The 16212-nt window shown below is 38.0% G+C and carries 11 protein-coding genes; 8 read left to right on the forward strand and 3 right to left on the reverse strand.

The annotated features are described in order from the left end of the window. The first annotated feature begins 201 nt into the window (after positions 1-201). Positions 202-2361 carry a YadA family autotransporter adhesin gene (locus tag FEE42_RS08375; protein ID WP_164028189.1) on the forward strand — a complete coding sequence of 720 codons (2160 nt, stop codon included), beginning with the start codon at positions 202-204 and terminating at the stop codon, positions 2359-2361. 1986 nt (positions 2362-4347) lie between these two features. On the opposite strand, the gene FEE42_RS08380 is transcribed toward FEE42_RS08375, so the two are convergent. From FEE42_RS08380 to FEE42_RS08390, 3 genes are all read right to left on the reverse strand, one after another. Further along, entirely contained in the window at positions 4348-5118 is a 771-nt protein-coding gene (locus FEE42_RS08380) for a contractile injection system protein, VgrG/Pvc8 family (protein ID WP_164028190.1), read from the reverse strand. 361 nt (positions 5119-5479) lie between these two features. Further along, positions 5480-5575: a methionine/alanine import family NSS transporter small subunit gene (locus FEE42_RS08385; RefSeq protein WP_018356165.1), complete on the reverse strand. Its 96-nt coding sequence runs from the start codon at positions 5573-5575 to the stop codon at positions 5480-5482. 1 nt (position 5576) lies between these two features. Then, positions 5577-7091 carry a sodium-dependent transporter gene (locus tag FEE42_RS08390; RefSeq protein WP_164028192.1) on the reverse strand — a complete coding sequence of 505 codons (1515 nt, stop codon included), beginning with the start codon at positions 7089-7091 and terminating at the stop codon, positions 5577-5579. Between the two features lie 244 nt (positions 7092-7335). On the opposite strand from FEE42_RS08390, the gene FEE42_RS08395 reads away from it, so the two are divergent. From FEE42_RS08395 to FEE42_RS08425, 7 genes are all read left to right on the forward strand, one after another. Then, entirely contained in the window at positions 7336-9444 is a 2109-nt protein-coding gene (locus FEE42_RS08395; protein ID WP_164028194.1) for a type VI secretion system Vgr family protein, read from the forward strand. A gap of 14 nt (positions 9445-9458) precedes the next feature. Further along, positions 9459-11822, forward strand: a complete 2364-nt coding sequence (locus FEE42_RS08400; protein ID WP_164028195.1) for an N-acetylmuramidase family protein — start codon at positions 9459-9461, stop codon at positions 11820-11822. 13 nt (positions 11823-11835) lie between these two features. Next, positions 11836-12654 (forward strand): tetratricopeptide repeat protein, encoded by an 819-nt coding sequence (locus FEE42_RS08405; RefSeq protein ID WP_237184413.1) that lies wholly within the window; start codon positions 11836-11838, stop codon positions 12652-12654. Positions 12655-12954: 300 nt separating this feature from the next. Further along, the gene (locus FEE42_RS12675; RefSeq protein WP_206023147.1) at positions 12955-13782 is read left to right on the forward strand and encodes a hypothetical protein; all 828 of its coding nucleotides are present in this window, start codon (positions 12955-12957) and stop codon (positions 13780-13782) included. A 115-nt stretch (positions 13783-13897) separates the two neighbouring features. Beyond that, entirely contained in the window at positions 13898-14086 is a 189-nt protein-coding gene (locus FEE42_RS12680) for a hypothetical protein (RefSeq protein WP_206023148.1), read from the forward strand. A 44-nt stretch (positions 14087-14130) separates the two neighbouring features. Further along, a complete protein-coding gene (locus FEE42_RS12880) occupies positions 14131-15414 on the forward strand; it encodes a hypothetical protein (RefSeq protein WP_237184414.1) in 1284 nt (427 codons plus the stop codon). 1 nt (position 15415) lies between these two features. Beyond that, the gene (locus FEE42_RS08425) at positions 15416-16090 is read left to right on the forward strand and encodes a hypothetical protein (protein ID WP_164028197.1); all 675 of its coding nucleotides are present in this window, start codon (positions 15416-15418) and stop codon (positions 16088-16090) included. Positions 16091-16212 lie beyond the last annotated feature (122 nt).

A 16212-nucleotide genomic window follows, 5' to 3' on the forward strand; every position in this document is an offset into this window, starting at 1 on the left:
AAATTTGAGTTGTTTATTTTTTGAATTCTTGTATGCGGAGTTTGCATTTTATAGTTGGGTACAAAATAAAGACCGAGAATACGTTGTGACAAAAAGGAAAATAACGGTAAGTTTTTCCAAAGAAAGTTGACGATGAAATATTTATAGTAATAAGATGTCGTTATCAGTAGTAAATTTTTCTTTATGTATAAGGGGTTAATTATGAAAAGGGTATTTTATTTCTCACCAATAGTGTTTCTTGTAAGTACGAATGTATTTTCTGCTTCTACCGATTATTTAAACGTTAATACAACGGATGCAACATTTCCAACAATTGGGGCTACGGCAAACCATTCTATTGCATTAGGCCCTCAATCCTCCATTGACAAAAATAATGCTTATGACTCAGCGTCTAGAAGTAAAAAAGGAAGATATAGTGGCGTATATAGTATCGCTGAAGGATATAAGGCAACGGTATATGGTTCGCAAAGTATTGCTTATGGTCATGAAGCCATTGCGAATGGTTGGTTAAGTTATGCGATAGGTAGTCGTGCCAATGCCGAGGGGGATGGGAATATCGCCTTGGGAGGCAGTGCGAAATCTTTAGCGGGTTCTTATTATGGATATCCGAGTAGTGGTGGTGCCATTGCGGTTGGTTTAGAAAGCCATACTATCGGCAATGGTGCTATCGCTATGGGGAATAAAGCGCAAGCAAGCGGTGTGAAATCCATTGCGATAGGTAACGATGCGAGAACGTTGGATATTACGAATACTGATGGTGCGGCAAATATTGATCAAAATTTAAAAAATAATATTAAAAATACCGTAGACACTTTACGGAAACAAAATTCTCCGGTTGGTATGGAGGCTGAACTTGTAGGGTTATCGGATGAAGCGACTTCAACGATAGCCATTGGTGATGAATCTCGAGCTATTGGTTGGGGATCAACGGCGTTAGGAACCAAAGCTTATGCCTTAAATGACCGTGCAACGACATTGGGTGATGATTCTAAAACGTTAGGTTATGCGGGGACAAGTGTTGGTACGCATGCTTATTCTTTTGGAAAAGGAGCCTCCGCATTAGGGACTTGGGCGGAAGCGTTAGGGGATTATTCTACTTCTGCAGGTCCTTCATCCTCTGCGGCAGGAGATAACTCTATTGCAATGGGTAATGGTGCGGCTGCAAGCGGTTTAAATGCGATTGCGATTGGAAGTATGACGACCGATACGAAGGCTTGGTATACCACTGGTGGGGGTAAACAAGTTCATCGTTCCGAACATGAAGTATGGAATGCGGTAGGCGATCACTCTATTGCCCTAGGAACGGACTCCCAAGCGACAAAAGACAACGCCATTGCGATGGGTAAAGAAGCCTTTGCCGATCATGATCGTTCAGTGGCATTAGGTGATCAATCCGCCACAGAGAATGCAAAAGATACCTCACAAGGCACGGTGAACGGTATTACTTATGGTAATTTCGCAGGCTCCACATCAGTCGGTACAGTATCGGTGGGGAATTCAAAACTCGGCGAAACACGCCAAATTAAAAATGTTTCTGCCGGTGATATTTCCCCAACCTCAACGGATGCAATTAATGGTTCACAACTTTATTTTATTGCCAACAAGCTAACGGAAGAAATGAAAAATAGTCAACCTAAGCCGATACCGGTTCCTCCAACAGTGAATGTTGATACAGGAGATATCTCGGTTAATGATAATGGGATTGTAGTGGCTGATTCGACGAAGGGTAACTTAGCTAGCGTCACTGATGTGGCAAATGCAATTAACAACAGCAGTTTTAACATCACAACAGGAAGTGAGGATGGTGGAAAAGCTATTAATGTGACGATTGAAAAAGTGAAAGCGGGCAATACTGTTGCCTATAAAGCCGGTAAAAATATGGTAGTAAAACAAGACGGTCAAAATATTACCTATTCAACCACGGATAAACCAATTTTTGATGTGGTCAATGCCAATGAATTTAAGGCTGGTGATGTCGTGGTGAATAATCAAGGTATCAATGCCGGTAATAAAAAAATCACTAATGTTGCAGAAGGGACAAGGGATAGTGATGCGGTTAACTATGCTCAACTTAGAAAAACCAATAACCAAGTTCGTCAATTGGAAAATAAATTGAATCGGGTAGATCGTAAATTGCGTGGTGGTATTGCTCAAGCGGGGGCAATGGCTAATATTCCACAGGTAACGCGAAATGGTGCAAGTGGTGTTGGGGTTGGTGTAGCAAGTTATCGTGATGAGAATGCAATTTCTGTTGGTTATTCCCTTATGTCTGATAACGGTAAACATATTATCAAAACCAGTGTCGGGTTAGATACCCGAGGATATAATATGGTTGGTGCAGGCTATATGTATCAGTGGTAATTTGAATTTCCCTTTATTTAAATGAAAAAACGCATTTAAAATATACGGTTTTTTAATGAATTTAAAATAACTAAATTTTACGGCATTATGTAGTAAATATTGGATGATTCTGAACTCGGTGCTTTACAAGATAATGTAGGCGGCAGGCTCATTATTCTCATTGGGAATAGCCAGTGGTGTGATTTCATAGACATTATAGGCCCTTAATCTCACCACGCTTTTTCTTTTATCCAACTAAATTCAGGCACTTCCGAATGCACAGTTTTCGGATATTGTTCATGCCAAAAAACAATTTTTATAGGCAAACTTTTTCCGTTTTGCTCTACTAAACTTGGAGGAAAGACGAATCTTCCTTGTTCATCTGCTTGTAATGGTAATTCACTTACCTGATATGGGTTTTATATTTGGGGAGAAGATAGGCTGATTCGGTTGTACTGTGTAGTTTCTGCCTGTAACTATAGGCTGCTCTGGGCTAAATTCTGGTTGTTAATTTTAAAAGAACAAAAAATCAACCACACTTATAAAGTGCGGTTGATAAATTGATTAATTTAGATCAACAGAATCATCTTTGATAATCTTCACTCTATCTCCTTTAACTAAATACATGTTCGTTTTTTTCCATTTTCATCATACAGATAGCTTTTCTTAATAAGCATATAAAAACATTCATTTTTTTACTTAAATAAAAATAATCACATGATTTATCTCTAATCTTCTCTTTTGTTTCTACATATCTTATACTTTCTTTCACAGGATGTACTGTTCTTTCGTCTGTATGATAATAATTTTGCTCTTGTTCTCCTTAACCATTAAAATTAGCTTTAAAACAAAAAACGCTCCTTCTCTAGAAATTTTATCTAATGAATAAATCCTATCAGATAGTATATTTTCTCTCTAAACAATACTTTATTTCTTGTTTTATGAGTCACTAAAAATCGTTTTCAGAATTAACCAGTAATTCAATATTTTCATTTTTTATCTGATATTTAACTTTAACATCCGAAAAAGCTAAAGAAGCTAGGCTAAAACAAAACTATTTTTTATTTTTATATAATTCATATTTCATAATCTACTTTAATAATCTTCTATATTTAATTCTTTCATCAAATCCATTTGCAACACCATTAACAAGCCAACTAATAGTATTTCCCCAATCATTGTCAGCCAAGATATTTAGATTCAAAACACCGAATGTCTCTTTTGAATTGCCATAAGACACTATGATTTAGCACAATTAGTTTTTTCTGTTTTAATACGCTCGTTAATACTTTTAGGAGCACTATTAGGGTATTTCCACAATCCCGGTTTATTACTAGAAAGAATCACTCCTTTCTTCCAAAACCATCCTCCTGATTCAAAGGAATAAGCTATATTTGTTGCAACAATAATAGGATTTTTAACAATACAAGAATCTCCAATATCATCACCAAAATTTTTATAACTTTTTTATGTGTTAAATGTATAAATCCTCTTCTTCTATAAGGATCGTACTTGACAGTATAAGAGCTAGTACACTCTAGCATTGATTGGAAAAAATGGGTTTCATGGTACGCTTGAGCAAGAAAATGCAGGAATCCAGAGCTTAGTCGGTTAAGAACACCTTTTATAAGTTTTTCTACTATATTTTTAAATTCTTCAACAGTAAAATCCCTATAACAAAAACACCCGTCTTTTTTAGGCTTGGCAACATCAACCGGCTTACCATTAGCCTGACTTCGCTGTTCTATCGTATTTCCTTTTTTCTCACCATCTTGTTTTTGTTGTTCTTTTTTATCTATTTTTTCTGGCTTTTTAGATTGCTTTTGCCCTATTTTTTATCCGATGCATCTGAATCCGGCATATTTCTCGTCCTAAAACCCTGAGGATAATAAAGTTTCATTCCTTCAGTTAAATAATAGGAATAGTTTATTTGATTATGAAACATTAAAGCTTCTACAGTATTCGCACCTAGTTCGGTCTCAAGTTTCTCCTAACTATCCCCTGTTATCACAAGATAATTACCCTACAAGAACTGTGTTCATCAAAGTTACCCAGTCTGTCCCAAGGAAACTGCAATTTCACCCGTCCCCATTCATCACAGTAAATCTCTTCCCCTTCCGGACCGACCACATGGGCGACCTGTGTGCCCCGAATAATCGGGCGGGGCTTTTGAGGACTACGCCAAGGGGTGTGATGGGGAATCAGAAACAGCTTGTTTTCATAACGGTTGCCTTCTTCACCGGCTTCCTCCTCCATGACACCGGTTTGATAGCCTTGATGTTCCACCCGCACGATGAACCAATCTTGGTTAAAGGCAGGATTAATATGGCCTTCCAAATTAAAACCATAACCCGGTATCACCCGCATATCATCCCCTGTGGCTTGAGCGGTTTCAGATAAGGCAAGGGCTGACTCTAAACGATAACGACTGAAAGGACGGCCTTGTTCATCTGTCGCCAAGCATTCAATAAAGGCCAAATCCGTTTTGCGATATTGTACGCAATATTCCTGCTCCCAATCTGACGGCAAAGGCTCAAAGGCCATATTATCCACCCGATTTTTTTGCAGCAACGTGCGGATGATTTTTTCACTGTTTTGATGTTGGAAAATACGGCTGTCCGATTGCAATGCCGCACTCACCAACGCCGGCTCGACCACCATCTGATAATAGGTGCGCACAAAACCGCTTTTCCCCAAACCGAAGCCTGTGACAATTCCATTGACATAGCGAACTGTTTTATCCCCCTTCCAGAACGTAAACGTGGCCGCTTTATCCATCAATACCGAAAACGGAATATGGGGGCAAAACCAGATAACATCAGCTCTAAACGAAAGGGCTCGGAAAGCCCTTCAGTTAACTGAAAACTCACCACATCAAAAGGGTATTTATCACCTTCAGGGGGGAACGATAGTCGGATTGGGGGGACCATAGTTATTTCTTAATTTGAGGTTTCAAACCTGGTTAGTATAACTGAATTTGTTGTAAGTTAATCGTTGAATGATAAAGATCCAAAGGGCTGAAGCCGATTTTTACTAAATTCTGAAAAATTTTCAAGTGTCAGAAAAATTTGTTTAATAATAGACTTAAAAAGGAGATAAAAAACAACCGCACTTTGACAAAGTGCGGTCAATAATTTCATTATTTTTCTTTTGGTAATCTAATCAGGGCAAAAAAGAATCCGCCCCAAATCACGCCAAGGGCAATGATCATCATAATAATTGCGCTAGAACTCATTTTATTCTCCTTTTGGTTCCATCGTTAATTGGGTTTCATTTTTCCATTTCAAGCGAGAAAGGATAAATGCGACTAAGAGCAAGCTAATTGCCATGCCCCAACCAAAAATATTAACAAACCAAGTTGGGTAGCCTTCATAACCTTCGGAGAATACTTTTGCACCTTCACTGAATAACATAAAGGCAAGAATACCGGTGGTAAGTACGATACATAAGCGCCAGAAGAAACCGACTTTAAAAGAGGAGGTTTCGTTTAGGTGATCGCCCAGTAAGCCGAGTTTTTCGTTTGCTACAATAGCAACCAGAGAAACAAATGCCACGGCAACGATACCGAAATAGTTGACGAATTTATCAAATACGTCAAGCATTGGTAAGCCGGTTGTGGTGCCGAATAAAATCACGGAAACGAACATCATCGGAATACCGACAATAAAGGTCACTTTGGCACGACGAATGCGCAGCTTGTCTTGAATGGCTGAGATGATGACCTCAATCACCGAAATAAAGGAAGTTAATGCCGCAAAAGTCAGTGAACCGAAGAATAATACGCCTAGCACTTCACCAAAAGGGGCTTTGTTGATAATGGTTGGGAACGCAAAGAATGCTAAACCAATACCGCCTTTTGCGACTTCACTGACTTCTTGACCTTGTGCGGTAGCGATAAACCCTAATGCAGCAAAAACGCCGATACCGGCTAACACTTCAAAGCTACTATTGGCAAAACCAACAACTAAACCGCTGCCTGTGAGATCCGATTCTTTTTTCAGGTAGGAGGCGTAAGTTACCATAATCCCGAAACAGATGGAAAGGGAGAAGAAAATTTGACCATAAGCCGCAATCCACACACTTGGGTTGGAGAGTTTTGACCAATCCGGTGTGAAAAGTGCATTCAACCCTTTTTCCGCACCCGGTAAAAAGAGGGAATAGACCACTAAGGCGACAAACATCACCACGAGAACGGGCATTAAGATCGATGAAGATTTTGCAATTCCTTTTTGAATTCCCATGGAAAGTACAGCCAATGCAATCACCCAGACGGCAATTAACGGGCCGGTTACCATACCAACAAATTCAAAACTGACTCCGTTAGTAATATCGCCCATCTTTAAAAATTCACCGATGAAGAAATCGATAGGTTTATCACCCCATGCGCCGTTGAAGGAAAAATAGGTATAGCTTGCCGCCCAACCTAATACCACGGCGTAATATAAGCCGATAATAACGTTCACCATCACTTGCCACCAACCGAATACTTCAAAGTGCGGGCTGAAACGGCGATAAGATAAAGGGGCACCGCCGCGATGGCGATGTCCGATAGCATAATCTAAGAATAAAAGTGGAATTCCTGCCGTTAATAAGGCAATAAGATAAGGAATAATAAATGCACCACCGCCATTTTCATAGGTGGTATAAGGAAAACGCCAAATATTGCCTAAACCAACGGCTGAGCCAATTGCGGCAAGAATGAATGCTTTACGGCCAGAGAAGGTCTCTCGCTTTGGAGTGGATTGCGCCATGAATAAATAGTTCCTATTGAAAAAAATAGTGAAAGAGTTTAACTATAATGAAATCTTTAACCTAGTCAATAAAATTGATGAAAGATCAGTCAGAAAAACGCTATTTTCTTATTTCTAACGACACTTTGTTGTCTGATTACTAAAGTAAATATGAGGTATCAAATAGGAATTTATTAATCATTGTATGAGATTTGGTGTTTGCACTATACTAATAACACATTACAAGTTAAGTAAAAGGATACCTATGGCAACCCAATCCAACTACCGCTACACCCTTGATTCCGGCGATAAATACCCTTTTGATGTAGTGAGTTTTCAGTTAACCGAAGGGCTTTCCGAGCCCTTTCGTTTAGAGATGAGGTTATCCAGTTTTGACCCGAATATTCCTTTTTCGGCACTGATGGATAAACCGGTTACGTTTACGTTCTGGCAGGGGGATAAAGCAGTACGCTATATCAATGGAATTGTCACAGGTTTCGGATTGGGTAAAACGGGCTTTGTGCGCACACATTATAATATGGTGGTAGAGCCGGCATTAGTGCGGGCGGGGTTGCAATCGGACAGCCGTATTTTCCAACATCAAAACAGCGAAAAAATCATCCGCACGTTGTTGCAAAAAAATCGGGTGGAAAAAGTCACCGTTGAACCGTTACAGTCGGATTGGGAACGGGAATATTGCGTACAATATCGGGAAACGGATGTCGCCTTTATTGAACGCTTGGCGGCGGAAGAAGGTTGGTATTATTATTTCAAACATGATGCCGACAGCCACGAATTATGTTTTGCCCATCAAAGTCGGTCTTCGCCCATTTTAGGCACCTTGACCTATAACGCCAACCCGGCAGGCGAGCGCCCTTTTGCCAGTCTTTGGCAGTTTGAATACCGCCACAGACTGACCACAAACCGGCAAACTTTACGTGATTACACCTTCTTAAATCCTAACTACAACCTAGAACATCAACATACCGCCCAACCTGCTGCCTCAAGGGATTCTTCCTCACCTCAATCGCCTAAAAGTGCGGTCAATTCGCCGAGTGTTTATGAACACTACGATTACCCCGGCCGATACAAACGGGACGAACAAGGCAACCCCTTTAGCCGTTATCGGCTAGAGGCTGAACTGGCACAGTCAGAAACGGCACAGGCTATGGGTGATGATATGCGCGTCATCCCCGGTTATGGTTTTCGCCTTGAAGGACACCACTCAGCGGCATTCAACCAAGAATGGTTAGTAGTACGTGTCGAACATAGGGGAAGCCAAATCGGTGTGTTAGAGGAAGAAGCGATAGAACGGGCAACGGTTGAAGACGAACCCTCAAAAAGTGGCAACCATTACGAAAACACCCTATTTCTCATCCCCCACCACAAAGCTTGGCGCAGCCCGCCAAAGCCCCGCCAGATTATTCGCGGCACCCAAGTGGCGCACGTCGTCGGTCCAGAAGGCGAAGAAATCTACTGTGACGAATGGGGACGGGTTAAACTACACTTCCCGTGGGACAGACGGAGCAACGGAGACGAACACAGCTCTTGCTGGATACGGGTGATTCAAGGCTGGGCGGGTGCGCAATACGGTAATATGATGATACCGCGAATCGGCGATGAAGTGCTGGTCAAATACCTCAACGGCGACCCGGACCAACCGATAGTGGTGGGACGCACCTATCACAGTACCACCGAACCGCCCTATAAACTACCGGAACATAAAACCCGTACCACAATAAAATCCAAAAGCCACAAAGGTAACGGCTTTAACGAACTGCGTTTTGAAGACGAAAACGGACAAGAAGAGATTTTTCTCCACGCCGAAAAAGACCTCAACCACCTTGTCAAACACGACGAAACCACCCAAGTGGGGCATAACCGCACCGAACAAGTAAACCGAAATGAAACTGTCCACATCGGCAATAACCGCACGGAAACCGTCAATCAAGACGAAACCCTCACAATTAACCGAGACCAAACCAACCACATCGGACGCAACCGCCTCACCAAAGTGGAACAAGACGACATCCTCAACATCAATAACAACCGTTATGTCAATGTGCACGGCGACACCATTATCCACGTTGGCAATGAACTCAACATCGACATCGCCCAACACGGCAGTTGGCAGGCGGGCGAACTGTTTGAACAAATCTGCGACCAATTTGACTTGGAAGGTTACGAAACCGTAGAAATCAGCGGCCCGGGCGGCTCGATAGTTATCAACCGCGAGGGAATTGAGTTGATAGGGAATGTGTATATTGAGGGGGAGTTGATTGAGGAGAATGGCGAAGCCGACGCGGTGAGCCCGTTTGAAACTACTATCAATGAAGGAAAACCTTTCACTTTTACCGGATTACGTATTTCATAGGAGACGGAGAGTCAATGATGTCAAATCAAAGAGAATATAAAAATACATCGCAGGTACAGGAAACGGAGAAATCGGCAGCTAAAGCGGAAAGCCCGATGTTACCGAATGTCGCTTATCCGCTGAAAGCGAAGAATAACACAAACGTTTCACAACAATATTTTAATCAACTTGCCGGTGACGAAAGCGCCCGTTTTTTATTTAACAATAGCGGGTTATGGCATCAAGGGATTCATTTACGCGCCTCCAAATTTCCGAGTAGTGAATTTGAAAACGATAAAATTTGTGCCATTGCCGATGGTAAATTAATTGCGTATAAGGTGGATAGCGAATATAAAAGAGATACCGAATCTGGTTCGCAAAGTGCGGTCTATTCGACGGGATTTTTTCTGCTAAAACACGAGGTAGCTTACCCTCAGGATAATATCCTGACGTTTTATTCGCTTTACCGCCATACGGCAAAAATGAGTGATTATGACGTATTGGGAGAAGAAATCCTTGCACAAACGAAATCGGCAGATAAGCATCCTGTGTTGATAAGGGAGGGGAGTCGGGTGATCGCCCGCTTGGCAGACGGATTAACCTTGCTAATACAAAAATATCGGGATAATAAAAGCAAGTTTGATGAAGTGGTTTGGTACCAAGATAGTAACGGTGCTGAGCATAAACCGCCTAAAGGCAAACAGTGGGGAATTTTTCATCGTTCTTATGAAACCTTGATAGACCGCCCGTTAAAAGGCATTCCTCTTCTTACTCGTTGGCATATTGAGACGAAAACCGATATTGAAGTTAAGTTAGATAGACCAATAGACATCAAAGCCGGTGAAATACTTGGCTTGACGGGTGAATATAATCAGATGGGCGAAAGCGGCGAAAAGCTGTTGCATCTTGAAGTGTTTACCTATGATGACATTGACCAATTTAAAGCTAAAGCGGAAGTGGCGTATAAACAAGAGAAAGAAAAGAAAGGCATTAAAGACAACTTCCTGTATGTTCCTCGCGGCAGCCGGCTTTACAGCATAATGAACGATGAGGCGTTTGAACTGGAACAAACTCAAGTTGAAATTATGGTTCCCCTTGCCGATGTGGAAAAGCAAAGCATAAAAGACAAACAAAATCCAAAGCAAACAAAAACCTATTACAATGTGCAGCCTTACCTTTCTCAGCAAGTGGAGCACAGCAAAGATAAGGATTCGGGGATTTATGTGGATGATAGTTACCTGACCCATGGTTTGCTTTTTCCGGGGGTGAATAGTTATCAAGACCAAACGGATGAAATCAGTCTTTTTAAATATAAGATAGCGGATTACCTTGACCCGGAAAGCCCGCATTCAATGGAAGAAAAAGAGACATTGGCACCCGTGTTTAAAGATATATTGAAAGAGCTTGATTTGGCTAAAGAGGAGCAAGGCAGTCGGTTTGAGGCGGGAAAACTAAAAGGTTTGCTACTCAATCCTGCGGAACAACGACGTTTAACGGGAATTATTGTTCAGCATAAAAGTGAATGGGCAAGGAGCCAATCAACCAAATTTAATGAGCTTATTGCGTTGGCACGAAAATTGAATGACAACGACGCAGCGGATAGAATTCAAAAACGGGTAAATGATTTGGGGATTGATTTGAAGGCGGCGGGATTTGATAGTGAGCGGAAGGCGTATTATTTGCATCCGTTGGGGGTGATTGGGTGGTTGAGCAATTTTCAAAGCAAAATAAGGTGCTTTTGTTATGAACAAGGGTTAATGTCACGATCATGTACAGAAGGAACTTCTGTGCTAGAGCAACACTATGAAGCATTAGCTAAAGAGTTAGGTGTTGAAAAAGAGGTACTAAAAGCTGTTGCAGAAGTTGAATCTAAAGGTAAGGGATTTATTAGCTTAAATGGTAAAAAACGAGCTAAGATCTTATATGAGAGACATTATATGTACAGAAACCTAGCTAAAAAGCAGTCGGTAAAGTACGATTTAAATAAATTGACCATTGATAATCCAAACATAGTTAATAAATCAGTGCAACCAAGAGGCACTTATGGTTCTGAAGAATATCAGTATGAGAAACTAAATTTAGCTAAAAGAATTGATAGTGATTCAGCAATTCAAAGTTGTTCATGGGGAAAATTTCAAGTTATGGGAAATTATTATTTCTATGGAGGATTTGCAACTCCAAGCGAATTCGAGGAAGCTATGCATTTGTGTGAATTACAACAGTTTGTTTATTTTAAGAATTTTCTTTCAAAAGTTTCACCTAAAATAATAAAACCAATGAGAGAGAAAAACTGGGCTTTGATTGCTGAAATATATAATGGACCTCAATACCGAAGTGGTAATTATGATATAAAAATGAGAAATGCTTATAATAAGTATATATCTTTAAAAAATAGATAACATTAGAGGATGTATGAAAAAATATTTTTACTTTTTTATTTTATTTTCTTTTTCGTCTTATTCAAGTCTGTATATAGATCATAATTATGATATTATCCTTAAAAAAGATGATGTTATAGTTAAGAGATATAATATTTTTGATGATATTAAATCTGATTTGAAAAATGGTAATATAAGTGAAAAATCTATTTATATATCAATAAATAAAAATAACGATACCTATATTCTTAGCACAGATCTTTTTTCATCTAGATACTATGAAGATTTTTATATATCAGAAAATGGAAAAAATAATTTTATAATTAATAAAATAACTACTACAAGTGTAGATAAGTCAGATTTTGATTCAAAAACTATAACCTGCATATCTAATGTAAATATACCGATAGAAAAGTTTAAGCATGAAATGAAAACTGGAGTCTCTGAGATATGTAGGACTAGCTATCCATTAGAAAATGATCTCTCATCATTAGAAAAATATGTTTCATCAATCTATAAAGATAAAATTTATTTGAGTAGCATAGATCAGGATAGAATCAATTCCTATATAAATAGATATCCTATAGATCGTAATACTGTTAATTCGTATAATAATATAGCCTACTATTTGATTGAGGGAGGCTTTCCAAAGCCTGCTATATATTTATTAAAAGAGATCATTGGGAAGTTTAAAGATAGAGAAGTTGCATATATAAATTTAGGAGATGCTTATTTATCAATGAATAAAAGAGATAAGGCATTGGAAATGTATTCTATTTACGTTTCAAAAATGAAAGAAAAAGGTAAAGTAGCTAAGATTCCCTCTAGAGTGTTTAATGAATTAAAAAATTAATGCTTATACTAACTAGCCGTAGTTTATATTATAAAGCACTACTAGTTTTTATTTTTACAACTAGGCATAATTAATTTAATCCTACTATTACTATACTTTTGTTCATATGGTTATCAAAAAAACACAAGATAAATTTGTTCTGATTATTATTACAGCCTATGGTTCTATTACTGACTAGCGAGCTGCTTCAGTTAGTCGTAGATTAGAAATATTAAATAAAAAGCGAACAACAGTTACTCATAGTGGGAAAACATCTAGTAGGGCTAATATTAATTTTAATTTAATAGAGGATAAGTTTATATGCGATTTATAATTTCTATATTTCTTCTAAGTTTATCATTAATATCTAAGGCAAATGAATTATGTGATTTAAATGATAGTATTAGTTTTATTTCTGAACATGATAAATTTATTTTGAAGTGTGATTGTAATTGCACAAATGAAGAGAATCGGTTCTATATTAATTCCGAAGAATCTATTGAAGCATCTCGCCTAATCTCTTTTAATGGTATTTCTAAAATTAAATTTGATGAAATTAAAAATGATAAAAATTTATGTAAATGGGAAAGGTATAAAAAATCATATAAAAACAGTTTGATTTTTGTAGTTAAAGTACCTGATGGAAATAGTTCCTGCTTTGAAATAAAAGAGTATTCTTTAGACAATTTTGAAAACTTTAATCACTCAATTTATTATATGATTGGCATGTCTGGTAGTTTTACTCAGATAGAGGTTGTTCCTGTTAATACTTCTCTTAATCAATTTGGGATTAATGAATTATCGAATAAACTATTAAAAAAAGACAATAGGAGTAAACTACTCCTTAAAAAAGGAGATTTAGTTAAATATAAATACAATTTAGGTGAAAAAAGTATTGTGAAAAAAGATGGTGTTTTTTTTGAGGTTAATAATAGCTACTTAGTTCCTGATTTTTATATAAAATCAAAATCATATTTATATTCAAGCCCTGATGAAAAAAATAAAACTAAAATGTACTTAGTAAAGAGAGATCGAATAAAAATTATAAATGAATCTATTAATAATGATATTCGATGGTTCTTCATCAACTACAAAGGAAAAAAAGAAATAAATATGTGGATCAAAGCCGATTCGGTTGATCTAAATTAATGACTATATCGACCGCACTTCTTTATAAAGTGCGGTTATTTTTTGTTCTTTAAAAACCAATATTGAGACTAAACCGGATAATCCGATAGACATCAAAGCCGGTGAAATACTTGGCTTGACGGGTGAATATAATCAGATGGGCGAAAGCGGCGAAAAGTTGTTACATCTTGAAGTGTTTACCTATGATGACATTGACCAATTTAAAGCTAAAGCTAAAGCGGAAGTGGCTTATAAACAAGAGAAAGAAAAGAAAGGCATTAAAACTTCCTGTATGTTCCTCGTGGCAGCCGGCTTTACAGCATAATGAACGATGAGGCGTTTGAACTGGAACAAACTCAAGTTGAAATTATGGTTCCCCTTGCCGATGTGGAAAAGCAAAGCATAAAAGACAAACAAAATCCAAAGCAAACAAAAACCTATTACAATGTGCAGCCTTACCTCTCTCAGCAAGTGGAGCACGGCAAAGATAAGGATTCGGGGATTTATGTGGATGATAGTCACCTGAGCCACGGTTTGCTTTTTCCGGGGGTGAATAGTTATCAAGACCAAACGGATGAAATCAGTCTTTTTAAATATAAGATAGCGGATTACCTTGACCCGAAAAGCCCGCATTCAATGGAAGAAAAAGAGACATTAGCACCCGTGTTTAAAGATATATTGAAAGAGCTTGATTTGGCTAAAGAGGAGCAAGGCAGTCGGTTTGAGGCGGGAAAACTAAAAGGTTTGCTGCTCAATCCTGTGGAACAACGACGTTTAACGGGAATTATCGTTCGGCATAAAAGCGAGTGGGCAAGGAGCCAATCAAGCAAATTTAATGAGCTTATTGCGTTGGCACGAAAATTGAATGATAACGACGCAGCGGATAGAATTCAAAAACGGGTAAATGATTTGGTGATTGATTTGAAGGCAGCGGGATTTGATAGTGAGCGGAAGGCGTATTATTTGCATCCGTTGGGGGTGATTGGGTGGCTTGCAGCTTCAGTAGGTGATTTTGATTGGTTTGAAACACCGTTGGTGAAGTTGATTTTATCTAAAGAATCTAAAGGCTCTTTTAATGCTTATATTATTACCAATAAGAATGGTAAGCCTCGTGAAAGTCATTTTACTCCAACGGCACAATATCATATTGTAAAAATGACAATTGCAGATATAAGAGCTGCTCAAAAAAATAGAATTGGTCCAGAAGGGCTGCATTTATTTGCTGTGGGAATTGTTCAAATTATTCCTACAACTTTAGAACAATTTTTGTCTTGGCTTAAGAAATATAAATCAATTAATAGGGAAGCCCAGTTATTTGATGAAGAATTTCAAAGATTAATGCCCATGTTCTTTTGGGAGGAGAAAGTAAGTAAGGTTTCATCATTTTTTCGAGGGAAAATAGGTGTGGATAAAGCCGCCTATGCGATATCTAGAGAATGGGCTTCAGCTGGAGTACCGAAAGGAGAGCCTACAGAACGTGGAGATATATCTGATGGTGGATTAATTACTTACTATGATGCTAAACCAGGTAATAAAGCTCATTATTCATCCGATGTGACAATCAAAGCATTGCATGACACTAAAAAAATGATTGATGAGGCGGGTGGATATGATGTAGTTAGAGAAATTTCACTTTCAAAAATAAGAGGATAGTATGAAAAAATTGTTATTTATTATATTTTTTGCTTTTATTTCCAACGCTTATTCCGCACCTTGTTTTACTAATGAGGAGAATAATAGGAATTTAGAAAAAATAAAATTTATTAATGAGTTTTATGGAGATGTCCATTCGATTGTTGATTGTAAAGATTCATCATCAATAAATAAATTTGTATGCGATAGCGAGGATCTTAAAAATGGAATATTGTTGATGTCTAAAGGAAGAGTATATGCTTATGAAAATGCTACACATTCAGAAGTTGGAGAGCGTATTAAATTTAATGATGATTTAAAAAAAAGATTGAATTGTATTATAGATAAAGAAAAAAATAGAGATGTTGCAATAAGAAAGCTATGTTATATAGTAAAGCAAAAGCTTTCAGATGAGTTTGGTGGTGATTTTGATTTTCAACCTAATATTTATGAATCACTTGAAAGTAAGGAAAATAGAAATGGTATTGTAATTGATTCTTTTGGTGCAACTAGTGTTATTTATTTGGGAAATTCTTGTGATGCTATTATTGGTACCTCAAAAGAAAAATGGGTATGGTATAATGATGGAGATCAATTTGTAGTTGCTCTATCGAATAAGGATGGAGAATTTAAAGAGAAATACAGATTTAACTATGATGATAAAGTTGCAAAGTTAAATTGTATGAGACCACAATAATATTATTCTTAATAATTAACCGCACTTTTTATAAAGTGCGGTTGTTTTTTGTTCTTTTAAAACCAATATTGAGGTTAAGCCGGATTAATCTGATAGACATCAAGGCCAAGGAAGAATTGAGA

The sequence above is a fragment of the Rodentibacter caecimuris genome (assembly GCF_010587025.1).
Taxonomy (GTDB): domain Bacteria; phylum Pseudomonadota; class Gammaproteobacteria; order Enterobacterales; family Pasteurellaceae; genus Rodentibacter; species Rodentibacter caecimuris.

Coding starts and splice junctions, on each gene's coding strand:
- FEE42_RS08375 (WP_164028189.1), top strand. CDS start 202: ATGAAAAGGGTATTTTATTTCTCACCAATAGTGTTTCTTGTAAGTACG.
- FEE42_RS08380 (WP_164028190.1), bottom strand. CDS start 5,118: ATGGATAAAGCGGCCACGTTTACGTTCTGGAAGGGGGATAAAACAGTT.
- FEE42_RS08385 (WP_018356165.1), bottom strand. CDS start 5,575: ATGAGTTCTAGCGCAATTATTATGATGATCATTGCCCTTGGCGTGATT.
- FEE42_RS08390 (WP_164028192.1), bottom strand. CDS start 7,091: ATGGCGCAATCCACTCCAAAGCGAGAGACCTTCTCTGGCCGTAAAGCA.
- FEE42_RS08395 (WP_164028194.1), top strand. CDS start 7,336: ATGGCAACCCAATCCAACTACCGCTACACCCTTGATTCCGGCGATAAA.
- FEE42_RS08400 (WP_164028195.1), top strand. CDS start 9,459: ATGATGTCAAATCAAAGAGAATATAAAAATACATCGCAGGTACAGGAA.
- FEE42_RS08405 (WP_237184413.1), top strand. CDS start 11,836: ATGAAAAAATATTTTTACTTTTTTATTTTATTTTCTTTTTCGTCTTAT.
- FEE42_RS12675 (WP_206023147.1), top strand. CDS start 12,955: ATGCGATTTATAATTTCTATATTTCTTCTAAGTTTATCATTAATATCT.
- FEE42_RS12880 (WP_237184414.1), top strand. CDS start 14,131: ATGGTTCCCCTTGCCGATGTGGAAAAGCAAAGCATAAAAGACAAACAA.
- FEE42_RS08425 (WP_164028197.1), top strand. CDS start 15,416: ATGAAAAAATTGTTATTTATTATATTTTTTGCTTTTATTTCCAACGCT.